This is a genomic window from Salipiger marinus (assembly GCF_035481585.1).
GTDB lineage: Bacteria > Pseudomonadota > Alphaproteobacteria > Rhodobacterales > Rhodobacteraceae > Salipiger > Salipiger marinus.
On sequence record NZ_JAYKSL010000026.1, the window covers coordinates 1 to 22,671 of the forward strand.

At 58.1% G+C, this 22,671-nt stretch carries 24 protein-coding genes; 19 read left to right on the forward strand and 5 right to left on the reverse strand.

The genetic code is table 11. The features are described from left to right. Nucleotides 1–70: 70 nt before the first annotated feature. On the reverse strand, nt 71–1,270 hold the full coding sequence (locus VK682_RS23285) for a DNA polymerase Y family protein (protein WP_093744146.1): 1,200 nt from the start codon (nt 1,268–1,270) through the stop codon (nt 71–73). Between the two features lie 51 nt (nt 1,271–1,321). On the opposite strand from VK682_RS23285, the gene VK682_RS23290 reads away from it, so the two are divergent. From VK682_RS23290 to VK682_RS23305, 4 genes are all read left to right on the forward strand, one after another. Continuing rightward, nucleotides 1,322–1,627 carry a hypothetical protein gene (locus VK682_RS23290; RefSeq protein ID WP_093744145.1) on the forward strand — a complete coding sequence of 102 codons (306 nt, stop codon included), beginning with the start codon at nt 1,322–1,324 and terminating at the stop codon, nt 1,625–1,627. 9 nt (nt 1,628–1,636) lie between these two features. Continuing rightward, nucleotides 1,637–2,362 carry an SOS response-associated peptidase gene (locus VK682_RS23295; protein ID WP_324782612.1) on the forward strand — a complete coding sequence of 242 codons (726 nt, stop codon included), beginning with the start codon at nt 1,637–1,639 and terminating at the stop codon, nt 2,360–2,362. A 298-nt stretch (nt 2,363–2,660) separates the two neighbouring features. Next, a complete protein-coding gene (locus tag VK682_RS23300) occupies nt 2,661–4,583 on the forward strand; it encodes a site-specific DNA-methyltransferase (protein ID WP_324782613.1) in 1,923 nt (640 codons plus the stop codon). Further along, nucleotides 4,583–6,907, forward strand: a complete 2,325-nt coding sequence (locus tag VK682_RS23305) for a DEAD/DEAH box helicase family protein (protein ID WP_324782614.1) — start codon at nt 4,583–4,585, stop codon at nt 6,905–6,907. Before VK682_RS23300 ends, VK682_RS23305 begins: the two co-directional genes overlap by 1 nt. Here the strand turns inward: VK682_RS23305 and VK682_RS23310 are convergent. Next, nucleotides 6,904–7,521, reverse strand: a complete 618-nt coding sequence (locus tag VK682_RS23310; RefSeq protein WP_093744141.1) for a recombinase family protein — start codon at nt 7,519–7,521, stop codon at nt 6,904–6,906. The genes VK682_RS23305 and VK682_RS23310 overlap by 4 nt on opposite strands. 350 nt (nt 7,522–7,871) lie before the next feature. On the opposite strand from VK682_RS23310, the gene VK682_RS23315 reads away from it, so the two are divergent. Beyond that, nucleotides 7,872–8,129 (forward strand): hypothetical protein, encoded by a 258-nt coding sequence (locus VK682_RS23315; RefSeq protein WP_324782615.1) that lies wholly within the window; start codon nt 7,872–7,874, stop codon nt 8,127–8,129. Between the two features lie 10 nt (nt 8,130–8,139). On the opposite strand, the gene repC is transcribed toward VK682_RS23315, so the two are convergent. From repC to VK682_RS23330, 3 genes are all read right to left on the reverse strand, one after another. Further along, nucleotides 8,140–9,333, reverse strand: coding sequence for a replication initiation protein RepC (repC, locus tag VK682_RS23320; RefSeq protein ID WP_324782616.1), 1,194 nt, complete (start codon nt 9,331–9,333; stop codon nt 8,140–8,142). 317 nt (nt 9,334–9,650) lie between these two features. Further along, entirely contained in the window at nt 9,651–10,430 is a 780-nt protein-coding gene (locus VK682_RS23325; protein WP_324782617.1) for a hypothetical protein, read from the reverse strand. A 222-nt stretch (nt 10,431–10,652) separates the two neighbouring features. After that, nucleotides 10,653–10,943, reverse strand: a complete 291-nt coding sequence (locus VK682_RS23330) for a hypothetical protein (RefSeq protein ID WP_324782618.1) — start codon at nt 10,941–10,943, stop codon at nt 10,653–10,655. 210 nt (nt 10,944–11,153) lie between these two features. Here VK682_RS23330 and VK682_RS23335 point away from each other — a divergent pair, with 210 nt between their 5' ends. From VK682_RS23335 to VK682_RS23400, 14 genes are all read left to right on the forward strand, one after another. Beyond that, a complete protein-coding gene (locus tag VK682_RS23335) occupies nt 11,154–11,489 on the forward strand; it encodes a hypothetical protein (protein WP_088716870.1) in 336 nt (111 codons plus the stop codon). Nucleotides 11,490–11,532: 43 nt separating this feature from the next. Continuing rightward, nucleotides 11,533–12,159, forward strand: a complete 627-nt coding sequence (locus VK682_RS23340) for a lytic transglycosylase domain-containing protein (RefSeq protein ID WP_074647465.1) — start codon at nt 11,533–11,535, stop codon at nt 12,157–12,159. Then, nucleotides 12,156–12,446, forward strand: a complete 291-nt coding sequence (locus VK682_RS23345) for a TrbC/VirB2 family protein (RefSeq protein ID WP_074647466.1) — start codon at nt 12,156–12,158, stop codon at nt 12,444–12,446. The genes VK682_RS23340 and VK682_RS23345 overlap by 4 nt, the downstream gene beginning before the upstream one ends. Before the next feature lie 12 nt (nt 12,447–12,458). After that, on the forward strand, nt 12,459–12,737 hold the full coding sequence (locus VK682_RS23350) for a VirB3 family type IV secretion system protein (protein ID WP_074647467.1): 279 nt from the start codon (nt 12,459–12,461) through the stop codon (nt 12,735–12,737). After that, complete coding sequence (locus tag VK682_RS23355) at nt 12,727–15,090, forward strand: VirB4 family type IV secretion/conjugal transfer ATPase (protein WP_324782620.1); 2,364 nt, start codon at nt 12,727–12,729, stop codon at nt 15,088–15,090. The genes VK682_RS23350 and VK682_RS23355 overlap by 11 nt, the downstream gene beginning before the upstream one ends. A 213-nt stretch (nt 15,091–15,303) precedes the next feature. Next, complete coding sequence (locus VK682_RS23360) at nt 15,304–16,449, forward strand: lytic transglycosylase domain-containing protein (protein WP_093744136.1); 1,146 nt, start codon at nt 15,304–15,306, stop codon at nt 16,447–16,449. Further along, complete coding sequence (locus tag VK682_RS23365; RefSeq protein WP_245708096.1) at nt 16,449–17,297, forward strand: type IV secretion system protein; 849 nt, start codon at nt 16,449–16,451, stop codon at nt 17,295–17,297. Before VK682_RS23360 ends, VK682_RS23365 begins: the two co-directional genes overlap by 1 nt. 13 nt (nt 17,298–17,310) lie before the next feature. Further along, a complete protein-coding gene (locus tag VK682_RS23370) occupies nt 17,311–17,964 on the forward strand; it encodes a VirB8 family type IV secretion system protein (protein ID WP_074647470.1) in 654 nt (217 codons plus the stop codon). Nucleotides 17,965–17,971: 7 nt separating this feature from the next. Further along, nucleotides 17,972–18,667, forward strand: a complete 696-nt coding sequence (locus VK682_RS23375) for a TrbG/VirB9 family P-type conjugative transfer protein (protein ID WP_074647481.1) — start codon at nt 17,972–17,974, stop codon at nt 18,665–18,667. After that, complete coding sequence (locus VK682_RS23380; RefSeq protein ID WP_324782621.1) at nt 18,664–19,977, forward strand: TraB/TrbI/VirB10 family type IV secretion system protein; 1,314 nt, start codon at nt 18,664–18,666, stop codon at nt 19,975–19,977. Before VK682_RS23375 ends, VK682_RS23380 begins: the two co-directional genes overlap by 4 nt. Further along, nucleotides 19,978–20,973 carry an ATPase, T2SS/T4P/T4SS family gene (locus VK682_RS23385; protein ID WP_324782622.1) on the forward strand — a complete coding sequence of 332 codons (996 nt, stop codon included), beginning with the start codon at nt 19,978–19,980 and terminating at the stop codon, nt 20,971–20,973. Then, entirely contained in the window at nt 20,960–21,169 is a 210-nt protein-coding gene (locus tag VK682_RS23390) for a hypothetical protein (RefSeq protein ID WP_074647473.1), read from the forward strand. The genes VK682_RS23385 and VK682_RS23390 overlap by 14 nt, the downstream gene beginning before the upstream one ends. Next, a complete protein-coding gene (locus VK682_RS23395) occupies nt 21,166–21,558 on the forward strand; it encodes a hypothetical protein (protein WP_324782623.1) in 393 nt (130 codons plus the stop codon). The genes VK682_RS23390 and VK682_RS23395 overlap by 4 nt, the downstream gene beginning before the upstream one ends. Before the next feature lie 7 nt (nt 21,559–21,565). Further along, the gene (locus tag VK682_RS23400) at nt 21,566–22,648 is read left to right on the forward strand and encodes a TrbL/VirB6 family protein (RefSeq protein WP_324782624.1); all 1,083 of its coding nucleotides are present in this window, start codon (nt 21,566–21,568) and stop codon (nt 22,646–22,648) included. Nucleotides 22,649–22,671: the final 23 nt, after the last annotated feature.

Sequence of the window (22,671 nt, forward strand, 5' to 3'; positions counted from 1 at the left end):
GCGCGGTCCTGGGCGGGCGTGTCCTCGAGCAACCGCACGAGGTCACGAACGACCGGGATTCGCCATGAAACTACCCCTTCTCGAAGAACCCCGGATGATCTTGGTGCACCCCATAGCTAACGACCCTCTGACCAAACCGACGATTGATCCGGTCGATGGTTGCCGCCAGTTTTTCCCGCTTGTTCGGCTCACCCGGCGCCAGCGGTAGAAACAGCTCGCCCGGCCGTTCGGAAAGCGGGATCACATCGCCCAGGTGAACGCCGATCGACAGCACATAGCCGTGACGCTCGTGGTGAAACTGCGCCCATTCGGCTTCGAACAGCTTCAGGAAAATCGCGGAATCCTGACTCGGCGTCAGGGTTTTCGCGCGGGACCAGCCGCGGCCTTCAGGAAGACGGATCATGAGGGAAAACCGCCGGGCACAAAACCCGTCACGGCGCATCCGCTCGACGGCTTTTTCGGTCAACCAACGCCCAACCAGGCGCGCGGCATCGGGCCGACGATACTGTGGAGCGAGAACCTTCGAGTTGCCGTAGCCGTTTCGCTGCGTGGGCAAGAGCGGAATATCCATGCCCTGCAAGGCTCGAACGAAACGCTCACCTTCGACGGAGCGCCATATCTGCCGGGCGTGGCGAGGATCGAGCGCATAGAGTTCCGCGACGCCCCAAACGGCTGCACGCTGCAACCGGGCTTTGATGCCGTGCGAAATCCCCGGCAGATCGTCAAGCGACAGATGCGCGATGCGGTCGGGCATGTTTTCCGGGGCAAGCCATTGCAGGCCATCCGGCTTTTCGAGCTTGCCCGCGATCTTCGCAAGCAAGTGGTTCGGCCCGATGCCCACGGAACAGCGCAGCTCCGATCCGACCTGTTCGCGGATAGCGGCCTTCAGCCGGCGGCCGAGATCAAGCGCGGCCGACAGCTCCGCTGTCTGGCCGCCGAGGGCGACCTGAAATTCATCGACGGAGCGGACGGCCTGAAGCTCTGCGATCTGGTCGATGACGCCGGCGATCTTCTGGTTCACGCGAACATAAAGGCGGTGGCGGCTCGGGCGGAAAATGATGCCTGGGCACAACCGGCGCGCGTCGTAGACGCGCGTTCCGGTTTTGACGCCGAAGGCTTTGGCCTCATAGGACGCCGCGACACAGGCCCCCGATTCGGCGCTGATAGCGGTAATGCCGACAGGCTTACCGCGCAGCGACGGATCGGCCTGCTGCTCAACGCTGGCAAAAAAGCTATTCATATCAATGTATAGAGACCGCATCGGGGTCATGCGTCACGATCCTGCTTGTCGAGAAATGCCCTTTGTTCTTATTTTGTTCTCATGGCGGAACGCAAGGATCAGCTTCGGAATGTGGCCTTCGGCGGCAACTGGTCAGAAGAAATTCTGATCGTGGGCGAGCTGCGCCAGGTGCTTGCCCTTGTCGAAACGGCTGCCGCCGATTGCGCGGACAAGGACGTGGAGACCGAAGAATTTCTGGCGGCCATGCTCTATGTGCGGCAGAACATAGAGAAAGGACCAATGCTGACAGGTGCCTTCTTCAAGGCGCTGCGGATCGAAAATCAAAGCCTGCGACGGGCGGAAGCCCTGCGCGTGGCGAAGATGATCCGGGGATGGGCCGGGCTGTAGGGACGCAGGATGTGCAATCTATATGCGAATATCGCGACGGCCGAGGCCATGCGCCGACTGTTCCAGGTCGCGCCGGGTCAGGATCGTATCGGCAACGCAGAACCGAGGCCGGCCAACTTTCCGAAGGGTCTGGCGCCGGTGGTGCGCCTCGATCCTGACGGAAAGCGCGAGATGATCGAAATGCGATGGGGTTTTCTGACGCCGCACGTGTCGAAGAAAACCGGGAAGCCGATCAAGCCTGCCGCCTGGAACAATGCGCGCGACGACAAGCTGCGAAAAAGCGGCCTCTGGCGCGGCAGCTTTGAAGATCGGCGTTGCCTGGTCCCGGTCACGAGCTTCAACGAGACCAAGGGAAGGCAGCCGGCGACCGATTACTGGTTTGCGCTCACGGGCGACGATCCTGTTGGCCGACCGCTCTTCGCCTTCGCGGGACTCTGGCGGGCGGAAAATCCGGAGCTGATCGAAGATGAAGAGACGGAGCTTCGGCATACCGTGGTCACGACCGAGGCGAACGAGCTGATCCGGCCTATCCATGCGAAGGGGCGAATGCCGGTCATCCTCGAACCGGCAGATTATGACACCTGGTTGACGGGCGATCCGGATCAAGCGGCCACACTGATCCGGGCTTTCCCGGCCGAGCGGATGACGATCGTTTTGCAAGGCTTGGGAGAAAAAAGGGATCAAGGCGCCAGCTCGTTGGCAAGTTGGAGGGCTACCCGGATAGACCGAGACTGATGACCTGACCAGACCATGCGCATCACGGCCCAATGGATCGGGACGAGACAGCACCCGGAGCATCTGTAAAGAGGGGCGGGTAGGGGGGAGGCTAAGGCGCGTTCAGATAATCTTGTGAAAAGGCAAACAAAACAATAGTGTTCTGCCCGAAACGGGGGCCGAAGGACACTACCCACAGTCAGTTACCGGGTCAGCCTATGCCGCTGATTTCGCTATCTTTTGTGTTTGGTTTCTGTGTGTTACCTACATCAACGAAGCATAATAAAATATCGCGCCGACCGCAGAATTGGAAGCAACAATGGAATTTGACTTCGACGCAGAGCTTTCAAAACTGTCTCGCGAAGAGTTGGAGCGACTGCTTAGGAGCATGTCGACAACGGGTATTGCCTTAAGTTTTCACGGAAAACGAACGGCAATGCAAATTGCCAAGCGGGTTAAAGCTCGCCAAACGCGTCGCGAGCCCCGGCTTCACATCGGGACAGCAGAAGACCAATCGAAAAATATGCTGATCGAAGGTGAAAATCTTCAAGCAATGGTGACGCTTTACAAGTTCAAAGGTCAGGTCGATCTCATTGTAACAGATCCCCCCTATAATACGGGTCAATACTTCAGATACAACGACCGTTGGGACGATGATCCAAACGATCCCGATCTGGGTCTTCTGGTTCCAGATGAAGACGGTTCCAAGAAAACTAAATGGATGAAGTTCATGTGGCCACGCCTTCAGATAATGAAGGCCATGTTGAAAGCGACAGGTGTTTTAGCGATCTGCATCGACCATCGTGAATTGTTTCGCCTTGGTCAGGCTCTGGACGAAATTTTCGGTGAGAAGAATCGTCTCGCGATAATCAACTGGCAAAAGTCAGCGGCACCGCGTCCGGATAACAATCACGTTTCAACTTCGACTGAGTATGTTCTTGTCTATGCGAAAGACGCTGCTCTAGCAGAAAGTCGTTCTTTGGCCAGGACAGCATCAGACAATACTCGCTATGGAAACCCGGACAATGATCCTAACGACCTCTGGCGAGAAGGAAACCTTACAGCACGAAGCTACAGCGCAAAGGACGACTACGCCATTCAATCGCCGTTCACCGGAGAGTTGCACTACCCCGCAGGAGAAGGCGCATGGCGCCATCCAAAGCGGAACATCAAATCATGGCTCGGGCAGTGGGGCTGTGATGTTATCGAGAAGGACATTGGCGACGGCAAAGGCAAGGCCCTTCTCGTAAAGGGCGGGAAAGCCAACGCTATTCCAGCGGCTGCTCGAAAGTCCGCGTTCAAACGCCTTGAGCAAGATAACTGGCCATTCATCTGGTTCGGCCGAGATGGAAAGGGTCGCCCAAGAACAAAGACATATCTGAACCAGATCAAAAAAGGTAAAGTACCAGTCTCATATTGGGCCGATGAGCTTTTCACACCTGACGTCAGGCTCGATGCGGCATCCTGGGACTACAGCGAATCTGGTCGATCCAGTGACGGGGTTTCAGAGCTTTCTGCTTTGGTGGGCGAAGGCCATGGATTCGTTACGGTAAAGCCGCTCAAGCTCGTCTCTAAAATCATTCAAATCTGGTGCCCTCCCAACGGCTTGGTCCTTGATCCCTTCGCAGGCTCGGGAACGACTGGTCACGCAGTCCTGTGGCTAAACCAGGAGGAAGGCAGCAATCGACGGTTCATCCTTATGGAGCAAGGTGCACCAGAGAATGGTGACAAGTATGCCCGCACCTTGACCTGGCAGCGCCTGCATAACGCGATTACAGGTGATCGGCCCGATGGTGAAAAAGCAGAGCCTTTGGGCGGAGGTTTCGAATATCGCCTCCTGACCAAAGCGATCGACGCCCGGGCGGTCTTATCTATGCAAAGAGACGAGTTGATAGATGTCGTGCTCACCTCGCACTGGGAGACACACAGACGCTCGGCTCCTAGCTTGAGACGCATAGAGGACGATTCCTACCAGTATTTGATTGGGCAGGATGAGAATATGGAGGGTTATTTCCTTATTTGGGACAACGGTGGCCCCGTCGGATCACTTAGCCTCGACACATACAAGCGCGTTGCGCAAGAGGCAAAGAAGGCCAGCATTGAGCCTCCTTTTCATGTTTACGCACGCTACGAGCTATTTCAGTCACCCAATGTTCGCTTCTGGAAGATACCCGACAAAATCCTTGCCGACCTTGGCTTGACTGAACACGACGAATTTAACAACGAAGATGAGATTGTTTAATGGAGCTGCTTGGTTTTCAGGAGAAAGCAGCTAGCCAGATTGCTGATAGATTCGCCACCTATTCAAGCGATCCGTTGTTGGTCAATCGCACGACAAATGTCCCGTTTTTACAAACACTTGTCTCCATCACAGGTAGCGGGAAGACGCTGATGTTGGCAGATGCCATCTCTCAGATTCGCGACGGAATGCCAATAGCCCCGATCGTTTTGTGGATATCCAAAGGCCGGGTGGTCGTCTCTCAAACGTTTGAAAACCTTTCCAGTGGGAAGTATGCTGATAACCTATCTGGCTTTACTGTGATGCCGCTCTTGGAGGTCGCTCCGGATCATTTGAAAAGCGAAGAGACCCCGCTTCTTCTTGTTGCAACGGTTGGTAAATTTGCGGTTGAAGACACCGCAAGTGAAGACAGAAAAATTTATAGAGCCCAGCTCGATCTTGCTGAAGAATCTCTTTGGGACCAATTGAAAAAGAGACAGACCTCGAAGGGGCTGCGACGCCCGCTGGTTATCATCTACGATGAGGGTCACAATCTTTCAGACCTACAATCTGAAAGGCTTCTTGAACTTGCCCCTGATGCACTCATTGTTGCCAGTGCGACCTTGACGTTACCACCCAAGCTCACGAACGTCATGAACCGTTTGAGGAACGATAAAGCTTGGACGGACGAAGACTTCTCGACGGCTGTTTCAAGCCGAGAAGTTGTGCAGTCTGGGCTCGTTAAGGAACGTATTTCCATCGACGGTTACGTAACACCCATGGAACCGGCGATAGACAATCTTCTAAATGACATGAGCACTGCTCAAAGGATCGCGTCAGATCTCAAACTTCCCTTCACACCCAAGGCTATTTATGTCTGCACAACCAATACAGTAGACGGCATGTCAATCGCGGAAGATATGAAGCGTCCCTTTCGAGAACGCCAAGCGAGACCAATTCTTGTCTGGCGACACCTTGTCGAAGTAGCAAAGATCAAACCTGAAAAAATAGCTGTATACAGCCAGCTCAAGTTTTCGAAAGACTATCCGAAGCCGACGGATATGCGACTATTTGACGGCGGAGAGAAGGATTATTCTCGATTTATCTCTGAGAAATTCGAACACATTATTTTCAATCTTAGCCTTCAAGAAGGGTGGGATGATCCTGCTGTGGGTTTCGCTTACATCGACAAAGAAATGGCGTCCGCCCGGCAAATCACGCAAGTCGTTGGCCGTGTCCTACGACAACCTGGCGCAACCCACTACTCAGACCCAATACTGAACACTGCACACTTTCATATCCGGACAGATGAGAAGGGGGTCTTCGACGATATTCTGCACGATCTGCGTAAGGATCTGGCAGCGGAACATCCGTCTATAGCCCTTGTTGTTAAGGACGAAAATTCTCGCGGCAGGCGGGACCGTATCGAGGCAGACCCGCCGCGAACCATTCCCACTGTAGGGATTGAAAGCAGTCGGGCACAGCCGCCTATAGCCCGCATTGTCAATGGTATCATGGATTTTCGGGGGGGTGACAGCAACACCGTAGGTCAAGGCAGCCGAATGCAGGTCCTGCAAAAAGTTGGTGAGGACTCCGACTCTCAATTCGAGTGGATCGAGGTGGAGCATAGTAACCGCGTATCAGCTCGGTCTGTGTTTAGGCGCGAAATCCAGAGGAGCTACCCTGGTGGGCTCCGCCGCGCAGGTGGCCCAGTAAACCTAGTTGATATTGAGAATCCAAAGTTCGATGCGATGATCGAGCTAAGTAGCCCTGCCGCAGAACATATCAGGCAGAAAGCTCGGGAAGTGGTTTCAGCCTACATTCAGCATTCCGTCATATTTCAAAATGACGTCGATCGTCCATATTCGGTAGGCCCAATCGCAATAGATCCCACCGCGTCGGAAGAGTTCAAACGTGCGCTTCATAGCAAGTATTCCGGTTTGAACTCCCTTGAAATTAAGTTCGCGCGGGCGCTTGATCGAACACAGCGGGTTTGGGCCAGAAACCCCGTTGGCAGTGGATATTCGCTACCTCTGTTACATGAAGGGCAGGCATACTGGCCCGACTTTCTCGTTTGGGTGGACAAAGCTGTTATAGTCATCGACACCAAGGGCGATCATCTTTTGGTCGAAGCCGCGGCGTCAAAGTTGTTCGAGATTGATGGCGCCGAAACCGGTAAGCGTGTGATCCTTCGTCTTGTCTCCGAAGGTCATGTCGATATTTCTGGTGGCACTGTCCACAAACGCTCAAAGAATGGGTATACGGTTTGGTCCTGGAAGAATGGTCGATTGCATCCGACCCACTGTGAAACAGAGCGCGAAGCGGTAGACGTGGCGCTTTCACTCTAGGCGGTCGCTGCATCACGAAGTCTAGATATGGTTGCGCGGCTAACCTTAAACCGCCGCGCGATTGCCGCGATGGGTTCACCTACGGCTATGGCTTCTTTTGCCTGAGTTTCGGATTCAGGTGACAACACAGGTGGACGCCCTAGTCGTTTACCCTTTGCCTTCGCGGCTTCCAGCCCGGCGTGGGTGCGTTCGCGAAGAAGGTCTCGCTCAAACTGCGCGACAGCATTCAGGACGTTCATAGTGAGTTGCCCCGACGAACTGGTTAGGTCAGTGCCACCAAGGGCTAGGCAGTAGACCCGAACCGGAATATCAGCAAGATCGGCTACCGTTGTAGAAACGTCGATGGCGTCTCGGCCAAGACGATCGAGTTTTGTCACAACGAGAATGTCACCCGGTTCGAGTCGATCAACGAGGCGTTTAAACTGTGGCCGCTGCATTGCTGCGACGCTTCCCGAAACAGTTTCGGACACGAGACGATAATCTGGCAATCGAAAGCCGGCGGATTTGATCTCCTGAAGCTGTGCATCGACGCTCTGGCCTACGGTCGACACACGAGCATAGGCAAATGTTCGCACTGCGGTGTCGCCGATGACAGCATTGCCCAGATCCGGCATTTTCACTCCCAAAAGTGTTCAAAATCGGTGCCACAAAATACAAGGCGTGACCTAAAGTGTAAAGGCTGGATTTTGGACACTGTTTTGCGGCCTGTCGTAAATCGTTCCTTTGTGGACATGGGGGGCTGTCTGCCCCCGCGCCTCGCGGCGCTCCCCCGAGGATATTTCAGGGAAGATGAAAGGGCGTGATACCCGGCAATGTTATTGTCCCGAGTCCATGATTATGATATTGAAGGGGCGCGATACAGGCAGGGATGCCGATGATCGCGGAAGGTGAAAGCGTCATGCGCTGTTCTCCATGAGGGTCGGGACCGCGAGGGACCGGCCCTCTCTCGTAGAAAGGGTCTCACATGAAAATCATCCTGATATTGGTACTGTTTAACATGCAGTCTGGCTCGGAAGTCATCACGGCCGAGTTTGATGATGTGGAGGCGTGCGAGCTGGCCGCGCTGCGCACGTTCCAGGGCGTCAGTGCCGAGGTCGAAATGCGGCCGCTGGAACCGGCGGGGGCGACAATCGCCGGCACGGTCATCGCGCATGGTAATGATGGTGCAAAGCTTGGCATGTATAGCTGCAATCCGGCGCGGTCGGATCGGCGCGAGGGTTGATCGCTGCATCCTAGTATCCCCGTCGGCGCTGCAACCCAATCACGCTACCAACGAGATTGAGATTGCCCCGTTTGTGCGCCCGGATCATGCCACGCAGCGCCCCACCGGGGTTGCGCACCGGGGTTTGCGGGTGGTCGCGGTTCGCATCGAGGACCAGGACGCAAAGGGTGGCGCCGAGGCGGCCGAGTTCGCCGCACGCGGATCGCCAAGCGGAATAATTGATCCCGAGGGGTGAAAGCATGTCGTGGGCTGCGTCGATCATCGCTTCCTTCGTGATCTGACTGGATCTTGCCTGAAGGGTCATTTGGAAGTCGGGCGATGCGAGCTTGAAAAGCTGCTCCGGTTCAAAAAGCGCCTCAAGTTTGGGGTTGATAACGCCGCTATCCGCCTCACACTCATTTTCTCTGCAAATATCGGGGCCGGAAGGCCCCGATCTAAGGAATCCAGAGTGCGCGGGCTTGCCCGCGCTCCGTTCATCCACGCTGGCGTTACAGGATACAGAAGTATTCTTCTGGTTGTCCTCTTGTATAAAGGACCGGAAGGTTTCTGCCGGTTCACAGGAAGAATCAGGTAGGTTTTCAATGATCTCTTCGAGTTCCATGCACAGCTTGGCAGCGTCTTCGACATGGGCTTCGAGGCGGTCCAGGCCGAGAGAATGAAGCCTGTCGGAGCGCGGCCAACCATTGAACCGGGCGAGGACCGAGGCGACAGCCTCATCTTCCAGTGCTTCGGGGGCGAGCCGCGCGATTGCTTCCTTCATCCTGCGCAAGCGAACGCTGCGAAGGCTCTTCAGCTCCTTGATGCGCTTGGTCACGGCGCGCTTCTGGTCGCGCAGCGCCAACAAGTCGGCGAAGCAGGCTTTGAGCGGGGTGAAAAGCAGGCCCCGCCCGGTTCCGGCTTCGCGGGCACCATTCGCCTTGGTGTCACGCTTCAGGATGTTCTTGCGTTCAAAATTCCGCTCATGGCTGCGGAGCTGCCGGGCGGTCATGTGAAGGCGCTCGGCCATCGTTTCCTGGGTGCCGTAGAAGGTCGGATCGGCACCCGGTTCGGTCCAGTCCTTTTCGCTCGTGCTGCCGATGAGCTTGGTCAGCACGAAGATTGCCGCACCGCTCAGGTTAAGGTCGGGTCCGATCTCGCTGATGACGGCGATCACGTCGCGGCGGGTCATGCCCTGCGGCAACGCGACTTGTGGTGAGTGGTTCATTTCCTTGTCCTTTTTCTGCTCGTTGGACAAGGCGGCAAGGCAAAGTTCTCCTGTTCGCACAGGTGCGTTTTTTGCTTGTTTGGTTGACGGGAGGGTGGTAGAACCAGTCCTGAAAACAGATAGTGTTGGACTGTTCGGAACGCCAATTCCTAGGTTCTTAGACCCCCCCTCGCTTGGTTGCCGCCTTGCGGGGGGTTTGCTTTTTGGGGTGTCTGCTCTCCTTGCCTGTTCGATTCTTATGATCGTTCACGACAGGCATACTCTCTTTAGATGCCTGTCGCAATTATAGTATTGACCGGACCTACCCGGCACTACGCTTAGTAGTTGACCTGCTCGAAGCCATAATTGCCCTGATAGTCCCGCCACTCCACAAAGACGGAACGGTGCCAGATGCTCGGGCAGTGTTCGCCATAGCGTTCCATCCCGGTATGTGCCTCGGGCAGCGCACCAACAGAAGAACCCCGCCAATGGAAATCGCCTTGGGTGCCGTAAGACCCCATACGGACGCTCGCGGAGCGGTTGCAATCACCGTCACGCCCGGATTCACGCTGGCGGGCGTAGGTCACATTGAAGACGCGGATCGAGCGAACGAAGTCGAACTCCGATCCGCTGATGTCGATGTCGGCCGTGCCGTTGTCGTCGCTGTATTCCCCTTCCTGCACGAAATGCAGGGCGAAACCTTCGGGCAACCGCCGGGCAGTCCCGCCGCTCTGACGAAGAACGGCGGGCTGCGGCTCAAGCGCGTAGTCCGTGAGTGGTGCGCTTGGAAGGGATTGCTGCGGCGCGGGGGCGCTATCCTGCATGAGAATGTCGAAGATACGGGTTCGGTTCAGTTCGGACGGATCGACGTTGAAGGAGGCACCCATAGGGCAGCGCCAGATTTGCAGCGGCGGCTCGATCGGCCAGGGTGTGATCCTGCGAATGAACTCTGCGCGGGCGCGAGCACAAGGCTCGGAGGCTGGCCAGCCGCCCGAAAGGCAGAGCAGAATGGCACAGTCGATCTGGTAGCTTTGTGCTTGCGCCCGCTCCGGGGCCGCGACAAAGCTGGACGCCGCGACGACGCAGGCCAGAGCGGTTGTACGGAGCAGCTTCAACATGGTATCTCCTTCGATGAATGGCGGCGCTATAATGAAGGGCGCACACTTATAATCTTGTGATAAGGCGAATGCAGGCCGATTGGCAACATATTCTGGTTGAAAATCATCTTGCAGGCCGGGGCAAGGGCGGTTCGCCCCAGTTCGTCGCAGGCGTTCATCTGCCCGGTTCGACCACAAGGGTATCGACGGCCATGAGCAGAAACCCGCTCAACTATAGAGGTATCAGTCGGCGGAGACCACTTGATCGAAGAAGCGTCGGTATTCCTCGCTGACCTCCTGCCCTTCCTGGAAGGCCCGCGCCCGTTCTTGATCGAGACATTGCAGGTAGGCGCTGAAGTCCTCGAAGTAGATCTGGAAGTCGTCATAGATCAGCTCGCGATACTCCCTTGCGGACTCGATTTCTGCGGGAACGAAGGGCCGTTCAGGGGGAAAGCAGGTATTTGCTTGCACCCCGGAAGCCGAAAAAATAGACGACATTATAAGCATGTAGGCCGGTAGCTGCGTTCTCGGCATCCTGCGCTGTCCCTTTAGATCACTTGGGAATTTGGTTGGTAATGTGTATTGGTGCCTTAGAGCAGAACTTTCTGCGAGGCGCAACATTACAATGTTGCGCCCCATCTTATAATGTCGTAGGACTGAAGGGCCCGAGAAGGGTTCACGGTCCGTTAACCAGAAGGGAAAGCGCCGATCGTGAGGACAGACCTAAACAAAGAAGCGCCTAATGTGGTTACAGAGACGCAATTCAGGGTCCTCTTGCAGCAGGGGTATCAAGCTGAGGTTGTATGTAAAACCCCAGCGTTCCGAAAAAATGCAGTCTGGTATGGGGAGTGGTTCATTCGGGCTGTCACCGAAGACAGATCGGTTGAGAAGCTGCTTGTGCCGGGACGCCGATGGAACAAGCAGGAAGAGGAAATCCAATTGCGGCTCTTCAAGACCGCGAACGGCCTCATCTCCTTCCTCGAAGGGTTTGGCTTCGATCCGATTCACATCCCGCTGCGAAAAGGGGGCCGCGCCCTCCACGTTCTGCCGAACGGCAACACGCTATCTGACGACGACTAGCGCCGCTCTGGCGCTGTCCTGCACCGTTGCTCTGGCTCAGGGCATGGTGCTGGTGATGGAGGGCGATGGATCGCTTCGTCCCTCCACCCCGCAAACCAACTTCGCCCGAAATTACAATGATGGTGTCGGCCAAGGATCGGCTTCCGACGAGCTGACGCTGTTCGGCCGTGACCGGGATGCAGCGGAGGAAGGGGACGGTTCGTTCCGGGTGGCTGCTGTGGCGCCTCGCGCCGTAGCACCCCGGCCCGCGATCCTGAATGCCATCGACCAGACCGCCCTTCGCTACGCGAGCCATCCGGCTCTGCGCCGCGCGAACATCAGCGTGACCGAATGGCGGCTGCTCTATCAAGCGAACATTGAAATTGAGAGTGCCTACAACCCGAGCGCCCGAAGCCATGTTGGCGCGATCGGCTTGGGGCAGCTCATGCCAGCGACGGCCGCCAATCTCGGCGTCGATCCCCACGACTGGCAACAGAACCTCGACGGGTCTGCTCGGTATCTGCTGATGATGCTGGCCCGCTTTGGGGACGCTCGACTTGCTTTGGCCGCCTACAACGCGGGCCCCGAGGCGGTGGAGCGGCATGGCGGCATCCCACCCTATCGGGAGACGCAAAACCACGTCAGCCGCGTGCTGGCAGTTTTCAACAGGCTCGAAGGAGAACATTCATGAAGCCTAATCTTAACGTCTTCGTCGCGCTCTGCGGGGTTCTGCTGATGCTGGCAGAACCCGCTCTGGCGCAAAGCATCGACCTATCGCCAGTCCAGGATGTGCTTCAGGGCATCGTGGACGCGATCACCGGCCCCCTTGGGATCGTGATCGGCACGCTGGCGCTGATCGGTGTCTTCCTGTCGTGGCTCTTCGGCATTCTCGATTTCCGTCAGGCCATGTGGGTTGTGGTGGCAATCGCGGGTATCGCTGCCGCGCCGACCATCGTTTCCGCAATCTGGTCTTCGTAAGGAGCTGGCACGATGGCGGAACAGTCTCGTCTTTTCCTTGGCCTTGTGCGGCCTCCCAAACTTCTCGGGCTGCCGATCATGTATGCGATGGTCTGGCTTTTCGGGTCTGTTCTGATCTTCGTCTGGCTTCAGCATTGGGCAGTCGCGGCTATCGCGGCGGCTGCCTATCCCCTGCTGTGGAAGGCGGCGGATTGGGACGAAAATTTCCTCGACGTGGTGGTGACGGCCTTGCAGGTCACGCGCCCGACCCTCAATCGCAAAATCCACGGCGGAGACAGCTATGCCCCGTGATACGAATTATGACCCCCGTTCGCTGCTGCCTGGCTGGTTCGGGCGTGAAGTGAAGCTCGCTTCGATGCTGCCCTATATCAGCCTCGTTGACGACAAGACCGTGCGGACGCGGGGCAATGAACTATTTCAGTGCATCCGTCTGGACGGGGTGAACAGCAACACCACCGACGACGAATATCTGGACCGCACACGGGCGCTCTTTGCGTCCGTGGTCGCGCGGATCGGGCCGGAATGCTCGTTCTATGTCCACAAAGTTTCAAAAGCGATCACGCCCGATCTCGTTCCGGTCGAAGGCGATAGCTTCGCCGCGGCTGTGGATCGTCGCTGGCGGCAGGCTCTCGGTCAGCGCCATTTGCGGGACAAGACGCTGACGCTTACCGTCATGAACCGCCCGGCTGTCGGCTCTAAGTTGCCGCTGCGCGCGGCCAAGTCGGCCGAGCTGCTGCGGGCGCAAACGGAAAAGCGGATGGGCAGGCTTCAGGAGGTTGTTCGCTTCCTTATGTCGTCCTTCGCAGACATGAACCCCCGGCTGCTCAATGAGCCTTCGGGCGAGCTTCTTGGCTTCCTGGGAGCGTTGAACACCGGCCAAGAGCTGCCGCTGTATCGCGGTGCCCGAACGACAATCGTTGCCGAAAACGTGGCGAACACGCGCGTCACCTCCAAAGGCGACAAGTTCTTTCTCTCCGATGGGGCAACCGGTCCGCGTATCGGCTCGATCTTCGCGGTGAAGGACTACCCCGAGAAGACGCATTGCACGATGTTCGATGAGCTGAGCCTGCCGGTCGATATGATCGTGACGCACAGCTTCACCCCCATCAACAGCAACTGGATGGCAGGGCGGATCAAGCGGCAGATGCGCTTGCGGGCATCGGCCAACGATGGCGCGGTGTCGCTGCTCGAAGAGCTGCCCACCGCGCTCGATGATCTTGAATCGAAGCGTCTGAGCTTTGGCGATCACCATATGTCGGTGGCCGTGTTCGCGGACAGCGAAGAAAAGCTGGCAAACATCGGCGGCGAGATCAAGAACACAGCCTCGACCGAAGGTGTGAACCTGATTGCCGAAGGCTTCGCCAGCGCCACCCATTTCTTTGCCCAACACCCCGGCAACGGGCACGCGCGGAGCCGAAAAGGGGCGGTGACGAACCGGAATTTCGCGGACTTCGCCGCGTTCCACCGGACGCCGCTCGGTAAGACAGCGGACCAGGTGCCGTGGGGCAAGGTCATCACCATGTTCCCCACGCCGGAACGCTCGGCCTTCTCGTTCAATTACCATGAACAAGGCTCCCCGGACAAAGAGCCGACCGGCGGTCACACGCTGATCCTTGGGCGTCCTGGCTCGGGGAAGTCGGTTCTCTCGGCATTCCTGATGACGCAGGCCCGGCGAGCCGGGGCACGTCTTTTCGTGTTCGACTATCGCTTGGGCATGGAAATGGCGGTGCGCGCTAACGGTGGCCGCTATTCCTCGATCAAAGCCGGTGACGCGACCGGGCTCAACCCGCTCTGGACCGAGATTGACGAACGCGGTCAGGCATGGCTCTCCGACTGGCTGGCCTCGCTGATCCATCGTTCGGACAAGCCGCTGACCCCCGCGCAGACGAACCTTATTCAGCAGGTGGTTCGGCAGAACGCGACGGCCAGCGATGCGAACCTGCGCAACTGGCACGATCTGGCCTCGCTCTTTATCTCGGCCGATGATGGCGGAGATCTTCATGAACGCCTGCAAGAATGGACTGCCGAGGGCCGGTATGGCTGGATTTTCGGCCAGAACCGTGAAGACACGTTCTCGCTCGACGGCGAAGTTGTCGGCTTCGATCTGACTGGCATTCTGGACAGCGAAAGCGAGAAAGAGCGGATGGCTGTGCTGTCCTACCTCTTCCGCCGCGTGGAACGGGTTATCGAGGACCGCAAGCCAACCATCATTGTCATTGATGAGGCGTGGAAAGCTCTCGACAACGGCTATTTCGCTGAACGCCTCTCGAACTGGCTCGTGACGGCCCGGAAGCAAAATGCGGTCGTCGTGATGATGACGCAGTATGCCAGTCAGCTCGAACAGACCCGCACCGGCAAAACCATCGTTGAAGCGGTGCCGACGCAAATCCTGTTGCCGAACATCCGGGCCAAGGCATCGGACTACGCGATGCTGAACCTTCACGACAAGGAACTGGACGTGCTGCTCACGTCCAGCCCGGCGTCGCGCATGGGGCTGGTTCGGGATGACCAGGGATCGGTCGTCATCAATGCAGATTTGAGCGCCCTCGGGCCGCTCCTAACCGTCCTCGGCGGGATGGAAAAAGGTGAACAGTTGGTGGGTGCCGATTACCGCCAGCGTGAAGATTTTTGGAGGGTCGAATGAAACCTACTGCAATCCTGATTATGCTGACCGCTCTCGGTGTCGCTGGCTGTGCCGAGTATCGGCCGTCCGAAGCGAATTGTTTCGACACTGTGACGCGCAGCAGTAACAGCATGGCCTTCCTTCCGACCAGTGAGCCGCAGTCGCAGGCCCGGATTTCGACCAAATCCGCACCCTGCACCTTTACCGCGATCGGCGGCCCGGAGGGCCTTAGCGATGGGTAAGACGGCTGCACTGACGGCCATCGCCTTCCTGTGGGGAACCAGCGCGATCGCGCAGGGTGTCCCCACGGTGGACGGTAGCCTGATTATCAGAAACGAGGCGTCGAACGCTCATCGGGAAAGCGATCTCGCCACACAACGCGAAACGCTCGCGGTGCAGGAAGAGATTGCGGCTATCGAGCAGGAACAGCTCTCCATCCTGCAACAGATCCTCGACGCCCAAACCAGCCTTGGCGGCCAAGGCATTCCGGGCATGGTCTCCGCATTGGAAGATGGGGCAGACCCCGAAGCGTCGGCCGATGTGGTCTATGACCCTGAAGACAGCAACCCCGGCGCAGCACAGATGTTCGGGGATGCGGCAAAGAACGTCGAAGAGCTGATTATCCAGGTCGCGCAGGAAACGCATGGCCTTTCAGGTGTCAGCCAAGCGGGGTTTTCGGTCAGGGAATGGCGCTACATGCTGCAAGCCCTGATTTGGCAGGAAAGCCGGTTTTCCATCGGCGCGCGGTCGCCAGTCGGGGCTTTTGGCCTGACCCAGATCATGCCCGGGACCGCCGGCGATCTCGGTATCTATCCCGACTACTACGACAGCCCGTATTTGCAGGTTGAAGGGGGCGCCCGCTATCTGGCGCAGATGCTTGCCATGTTTGATGGCAACATCATTCACGCGCTCGCTGCCTACAACGCTGGCCCCGGCAACGTGCAGAACTATGGCGGAGTGCCGCCGTTCCAGGAAACGCAGCACTACGTTCAGGTGATCCCGGCGAAATACAACGAGTATCTGGCCCGTGGTGGCGGCGGCGATGCCGTTGGCACCATCGACCCGGCGCTGCTCGCGAATTCGAACCTCTCCTTCACGGGTGCCGGGGCCAGCTTCTACGCAAACAACAGCATGGCGACGGTCGAAGCTGCCGCGCGCCGCCTTCAAAGCATCATCCAGCGGATCAGCGAAACCGAGGATGTGCAGGAGGCTATGGCGCTGAACACCTATGCCCGTGCCGAGTTTGGGCGGCTCAGCGCCATCATGGCCCGGCTCCTTGCCGCTCGGGCACGCCCGGCAAGCGCCGAGTCAATCGCGCTCGCAGCCGACCGCCAGCGTGAACAGCAATTCATGAACTTCAATATGGAGGATTTCGACTGATGAAACCGTCGATGAACATCAACGCGGTGATCCGCAAAATCGCAACCGCCGGTTTCCTCGGCCTCGGCCTCGCTGTCGCACCCGTTTCGCTGCTCGGGACCACGGCACCGGCTGCCTATGCGCAAGGCGTTCCTACCGTGGACACGCAGAACATCGCGCAGGAAATCCGTCAGCTTCAGCAGATGATCGAAGATGAAATCCTTCAGAACGATCAGCTCCTGCAACTGCAAAACCAGTTTCAGACGCTGCAAGAGCAATACGCGCAGCTTCAGGAAACCTATGCCGCCCTGACCGGCTTGGCCGAACTTCCCGAGATCATTTCGACGGAAATGGAAGAATGGCTGAACGGGCTGCTCGATCAGGAATTTGGCGACATTACCGGCACCATCGCCGCGATCCAGCAAGGCGATTGGAGCGGCCTGACGGGCTCCGGTTCCAGCCAAATCCGCACCCAGATGGAGCGCGTTCTGGCCGAACACGGTTTCGATGAAGACACGCTTTCGGAAATGGCGAACAGCGGGAACGGCGGTGCGGAACGTGTTGCCACCCAAGCAACGACTGGCGCGATGGTCTCGGCCGCCGCGCAAAACAGCTACACCGAAGCCGGGCAATCGCTTGAGCGGATCGACCGCCTCGTGGACCTGACGGGTGACATGGAAACCCTGAAGGAAAGCATCGACCTCAACACGCGCGTCGTGGCTGAGAACGGCATCATTCTTGTTTCGATCATGCAGCTTCTCGCGGTTGGCACCGTGGGCGAGGGCCAGGCCGGCGTCATCGAGGCAGCGGATCGGGCGGAAGAAGATCGCTACATGGACTTCACCATGCCCGATCTTTCGGCAGACTAAGAGAGGCAGGCAAGTGGCTAAGGATCAAGAAATCATTGAGGAAGAGCTGATTTACGGTGCCCGTCGCCGTGAAAAGCTCTGGCAGAAGCTGGCCTTCGTCGGTTTGGGTTTCGGCGTGTTGGGATGCCTTGGAGGAATGGCGGTCGCGGTCCTCGATGTTGATCCTGCGCCGGTTGTCGTTCCCTACGATCCCAATACCGGCATGGCCCTGCCGAATGCCTCTGTCGGGGCCGTGCGCGTCACCGAGAACCAGGCGGTCATTGAAGCTGCGGTCTTCCGCTATGTCACCCAGCGGGAGACTTACAACCAGCTCGACAACGACCTGCGCGTTCGCGGGGTGCTGGCAATGTCGGACGGCAACGCCGCTGCCTCGCTGCGCCAGCTCTGGAACAGTGCAAGTGAGAACTATCCGCCCAACGTCTACGGCCCGGATGCCCGGCTCGACGTTGAAATTCTGAGCATCAACCGGATCGGGGACAACCGGGCCACTGTGCGCCTTCGCAAGCGGCTCACGTCGCAGCAGGGCGTCCAAGCTGGCCTGTTCACGGTCACGCTGATGTTCGACTTCCGGCCCGAAGAGCGGCGGCAGATTGATGAGGTCTGGACGAACCCGTTCGGCTTCACCGTCACCGAATACGCAATTCGCTCGGACAGAATGGAGAACTGATATGAAGATGCTCAAAACCGGCCTTCTGTCCGTCGCTCTTGCCCTGGCGGTTGCTCCGGCCTTCGCGGAGAGCAACCCGAGGGCGGGCAGCCATGACAGCCGTGTTCGGATCGCAACCTACGCTGACGGGCAGGTCTACCGCCTTCGCGTCAGCCTGACCCATGTGACCAGTGTGGAGTTTGGTGAAGGCGAAACCATCCGCTCGATCCTTGCTGGCGACACGGAAGGCTTCCAGCTCGACGGCGTTCCGGGGGGCCGTGCCTTCGCCGTCAAGCCTTTGGCTCGTGGCGTTAGCACCAACATCACGGTCTATACCAATCGGCGCAGCTACTATTTCACCGTCACGGAATCGTCCTCGCCGACCTATTACGTTGTCCAATTCCGGTATCCACAGGATCGAGCGCGCCCGACGAATGCTGTCGCGCAAAGGGCACCGAATTACAACTATGCCGCCTCGGGACGCTCGGAAATCACGCCGACAGCGGTGTGGGACGATGGGACATTCACCTATTTCCGCTTTGCTCCAAACGCCCCGGTCCCTGCCATCTTCCAGTATTCGGCAGGCCGCGAGCGGACGGTGAACAGCCAGCAGATCGAGGACGGCGTTCTTCGCGTGTCAGGGGTGAACCGCCAGTGGGTTCTGCGCCTTGGCGATACCGTCATCTGCATTCAGGAAAATAGCGCCGGAGGGACCGGATCATGAGCGACGAAAAGGATCTTGAAGAGCGCCTGGCCGCGCTCGAAGCCGGAGGCGATAGCGGGCGCAAGAAGGAACGGCCGTCGCCCAAGGTGGCGTTGGCCGGTGTCGGCGCAATCGCGGCCATTGGCCTGATCGCATACCTGGCCCTGCCGTCTGATGAACCGGAAAGTCCGCTGCCTACCGCGCGCCCGGCCGAGTTTCAGGAAGAGGGCGACGGCTTCGGCGCGATCGAGCCGTTCGTGCCCCCTGCCCCGCCTGAGCCTGAAGTCGTGGAAGTTGAAAACGATGGAGACGCGGCACTTCGAGCGCAGCTCGAAGCTCTTCAGGCCGAGATTGCGGAACTCCGTAACGCACCGGCCGACGATGGATCGGCCGCGGCCGCGCTCGAAGCTCTGACGGCACAGGTCGCGGCGCTTCAGGCGGCTTCGGAAGATGCCCGGTCGGAATTTCAGGAGGAACTGGCAGCGCGGGATCGCGAGCTTCAGCGCCTGCGTTCCGAACTTGAGATTGCCCGATTGGATCAAGAAAACCCGATGCGGCCGGGGGGCAATGAAGAGGACGCGCGCCTTGCCGAGCTGGAACGCCGGCGCGCGGAGGCGGCCGCATTTCAGGAAGCCCGGATCAACTCGCCCATGATCGCATTTGGCAACTCCGGTGCAGGTAGCGATGAAAGCGCCCTGTCGGAAAGAACGCTCGGAGAAGTGACCGATTTCGTTCTCAATGGCGCATCGCCTTCGCAGGTGACGCAGGCCGAGGTCATCGCCAACCCATCGAACACGGTGGTTCAGGGCACGATGATCCAAGCCGTCACCGAAACGGCGCTGGACAGCTCTCTACCGGGCCAAATTCGGGCGATTATCTCGGAGGACGTGCATTCCTATGACGGGTCGCGTGTCCTGATCCCTCGCGGCTCGCGGCTGATCGGGCGCTATCGCTCGGGCCTCAATGTGGGCCAGCAACGTGTGACCGTCGCATGGGACAGGATCATTCTGCCGACGAACCAGACTGTCACCATCAGCTCGTTCGGTGGCGATGAGTTGGGCCGGTCGGGCGTCACGGGCTTTGTGGATACGCGCTTCGGTGAACGCTTCGGTTCTGCCGCCCTGATCTCGATCCTCGGCGCGGTTCCCGCAGTAGCCGCCAGCCAGATCGACGATGATGTGTCCTCGGATGTGGCTGAAGACGTGGGCGATGACCTGCAAGATGCGACCGACGATGTGATGAGCGACTACCTGTCCCTCGGCCCGGTGATCTACGTCGATCAAGGTGCCCGGATTACGGTCATGGTGGATCGGGACTTGGAGATTTTCTGAATGACTTCCAGCTACCTCCAAGCATCGCTCGACAAGCTGCCTGACGCCATGCGGGATGATGTGATCGAGATTTGCATCAACCCCGATGGCCGTGTCTGGGGCGAATTTCAGGGCGATCACTTCATGCGCCTTCTCGATGCGTCCATGAGCCAGACGGAAATCCGCGACCTGGGCAACCAGATCGCGTCCGGGGCAAATACTAGGATCGGGAAAGAGAAGCCCATCGTCTCCGTAAGCATCGAGTATCGCGGCCGACCGATCCGGGCGCAGGTGATCCAACCGCCTGCCGTCCAGACAGGGCATTCGATCTCGTTGCGCTTCTTCTCTACCCTGCCGCTGGAAAAGATCGAGCTGAAGTATCTCTATGGTGCAGAACGCAGCCTTGAAGGCGTCCGACAGGAACGGAACCGCGAGCTGCGCCAGGTCGTGAAGAGCGGGGACATTTACGCCGCGATCAAGTTCTGCGTCGAGAACAAAATGAACATGGTGGTTTCCGGCGGAACGTCCACCGGGAAAACCGTCGCGGCCAGGAAGATCCTCTCATATGTCGGGGAAGATGAGCGCATCGTGACAATCGAGGAAGCGGCCGAGCTACTGCCGAACCAGCCGAATGTCGTGACCCTGATCGCGAACCGCGATGTGGAGACGCAATCCGCTGACACTCTTCTTACCTCCACGCTGCGGATGCGGCCGGACCGCATCGTCTTGGGTGAGGTTCGGGGGCGCGAGGCGATGACCTTCCTAGAGGCCATCAACACCGGGCACGGCGGCTCGATGACGACGCTCCACGCGGAAACGCCGCAACTGGCGGTTCAGCGCCTCGCCATCGCCGCCCTGAAGACGGATGTGCCGATGACCTATGCCGACATGATACAGTATATCGAAAGTTCAATAGACGTGATTATCCAAGCCGGGCGGCACAACGGCGACCGGGGCATAACGGAGTTTTACCTGCCGGGCAACGAAAACGAGGACCAGAGCAATGAAAACCTATGAGAACGAAGTGATGACTTTCGATCCTCTGTCGGCAAAGAGCATGAACTCCATGCCCGACAAACTCAGGGAATGGGGTCAGGCAGGCTTCAAGGTAGTCTCCGTGGTCCACGCAAATGCTGAAGGGCGTGCCGGGTCGAACATCCATGTCTTCTTGACCCGTGAAAGTGCTTCAGGTGAAGAGGAGGATGCGGCGTGATTAAGACCATCAGCATAGCGATCCTGGCTACCTCTCCTGTGGCTGCCGCCGCGCAATTCGTGCCGACGCTAGACAGCGCGCCGCGAGTTTGCCCGGATCGGCCACCCCGGCCTGACTGGATCGTAAACGCAGACGTGCGGGAAGCGCACAAGATGAACCTCGTGCAAGAGATGTATCGCGCTCAAAGCCTCCAAGCTGTTGTAGAGGCCGGCGAATGCTCATGCGAAACCAGATTTCCGTCTTGGGATGATGCCTCGGCATACTACTTCGAGCATTATTCTGGTCTGAGCAGGCATGAAATCTTGGACCGAACCTCCGAATACCGCAGAACAGCGAATGAGCTTCGACAGGAGGCAATGCCCATCTGTGAATCACAAGGCAACTGGTGAGGCTTAAATGAGTATCGTTACCTACTTTGTTGAAACGGCCTCGGACTACCTTGACGACGCGGCTGAAACGCAATTCGGATCGGTCGCAGCAACGGTGGGAACGGTAATCACGCTTTCTTCGATCCTGCTGGTGATCCTTGTCTTCGTCAATATGGCGCTCCAAGTGCGAAGCGTGGATGCCAGAACCTCATTTTGGCTCGCCGTAAAAATCGCTCTAGTTGGCATCTTTGCGACGAACTGGGCCCAATTCAACTATCTTGCTGACGGCATTCTCAACGGGATCGACAGCATCGCGGGTTCCTTGGTGGCATCGGTAGGCGGAGGCGAACCAGGCCCATCCGGCACGTTCGCTGAAGAATTTGACGATCTAATCGAAGAGCTAGGGGAATATCTCAACGCGGCCGGATCGAATCTTAACTGGATGGCTGGTGCCCTGCTCGACACCCTAGGCGTGGTTCTTCTTTCGGTCCTCGGGGGCCTTGCCGCCTTTATCATGGTCGCATCCCGTCTGATGATCGCGCTGCTGATCGGGATGGCGCCGGTCATGATCTTCCTTACCCTGTTCGATGTGACGAAAGACTATTTTGCCCGATGGCTGTCCGCACTGATTTCGTTCTCAATCTACCCAATTGTGGTTGCCGGGGTCTTCGCAACCATCGTCGGTGTTGCCCAAGCCTTGATCTCGCGGCTTGGTGATCCTTCAAATGCCTCAAGTATTGGCGCGCTGATTCCGTTCTTCATGATGATCCTCATGGCGAAAGGGTTCCTGATCGCGACGCCTTTCATCGTCCGTTCGATCTCGGGCAACATCGTCATGCCTGCAATGACCGCTGGTATGGGTGGAACCTATGCGTTCGGCAGAGCTGCGATGGGAAGTCAGCAAGCCATGAACCGTTATGGCGTAGGCACGGCCTCCGGTGCCGATCGGGCAGGCATGACCGTGTATCAAGGGGCTCGTAGGGCGATGGCCTCCATGCGCTCACCGCCTCCGGCGAATGACGGCGGATCGACCGGGACCGCCCCACCACCGACCGGAACGGGTGCCAAGATGCAGCGCATGAAAGATCGAGCTGACCGCCTCGGAGATTGAAAAAGGCCCGCGCAAGCGGGCCT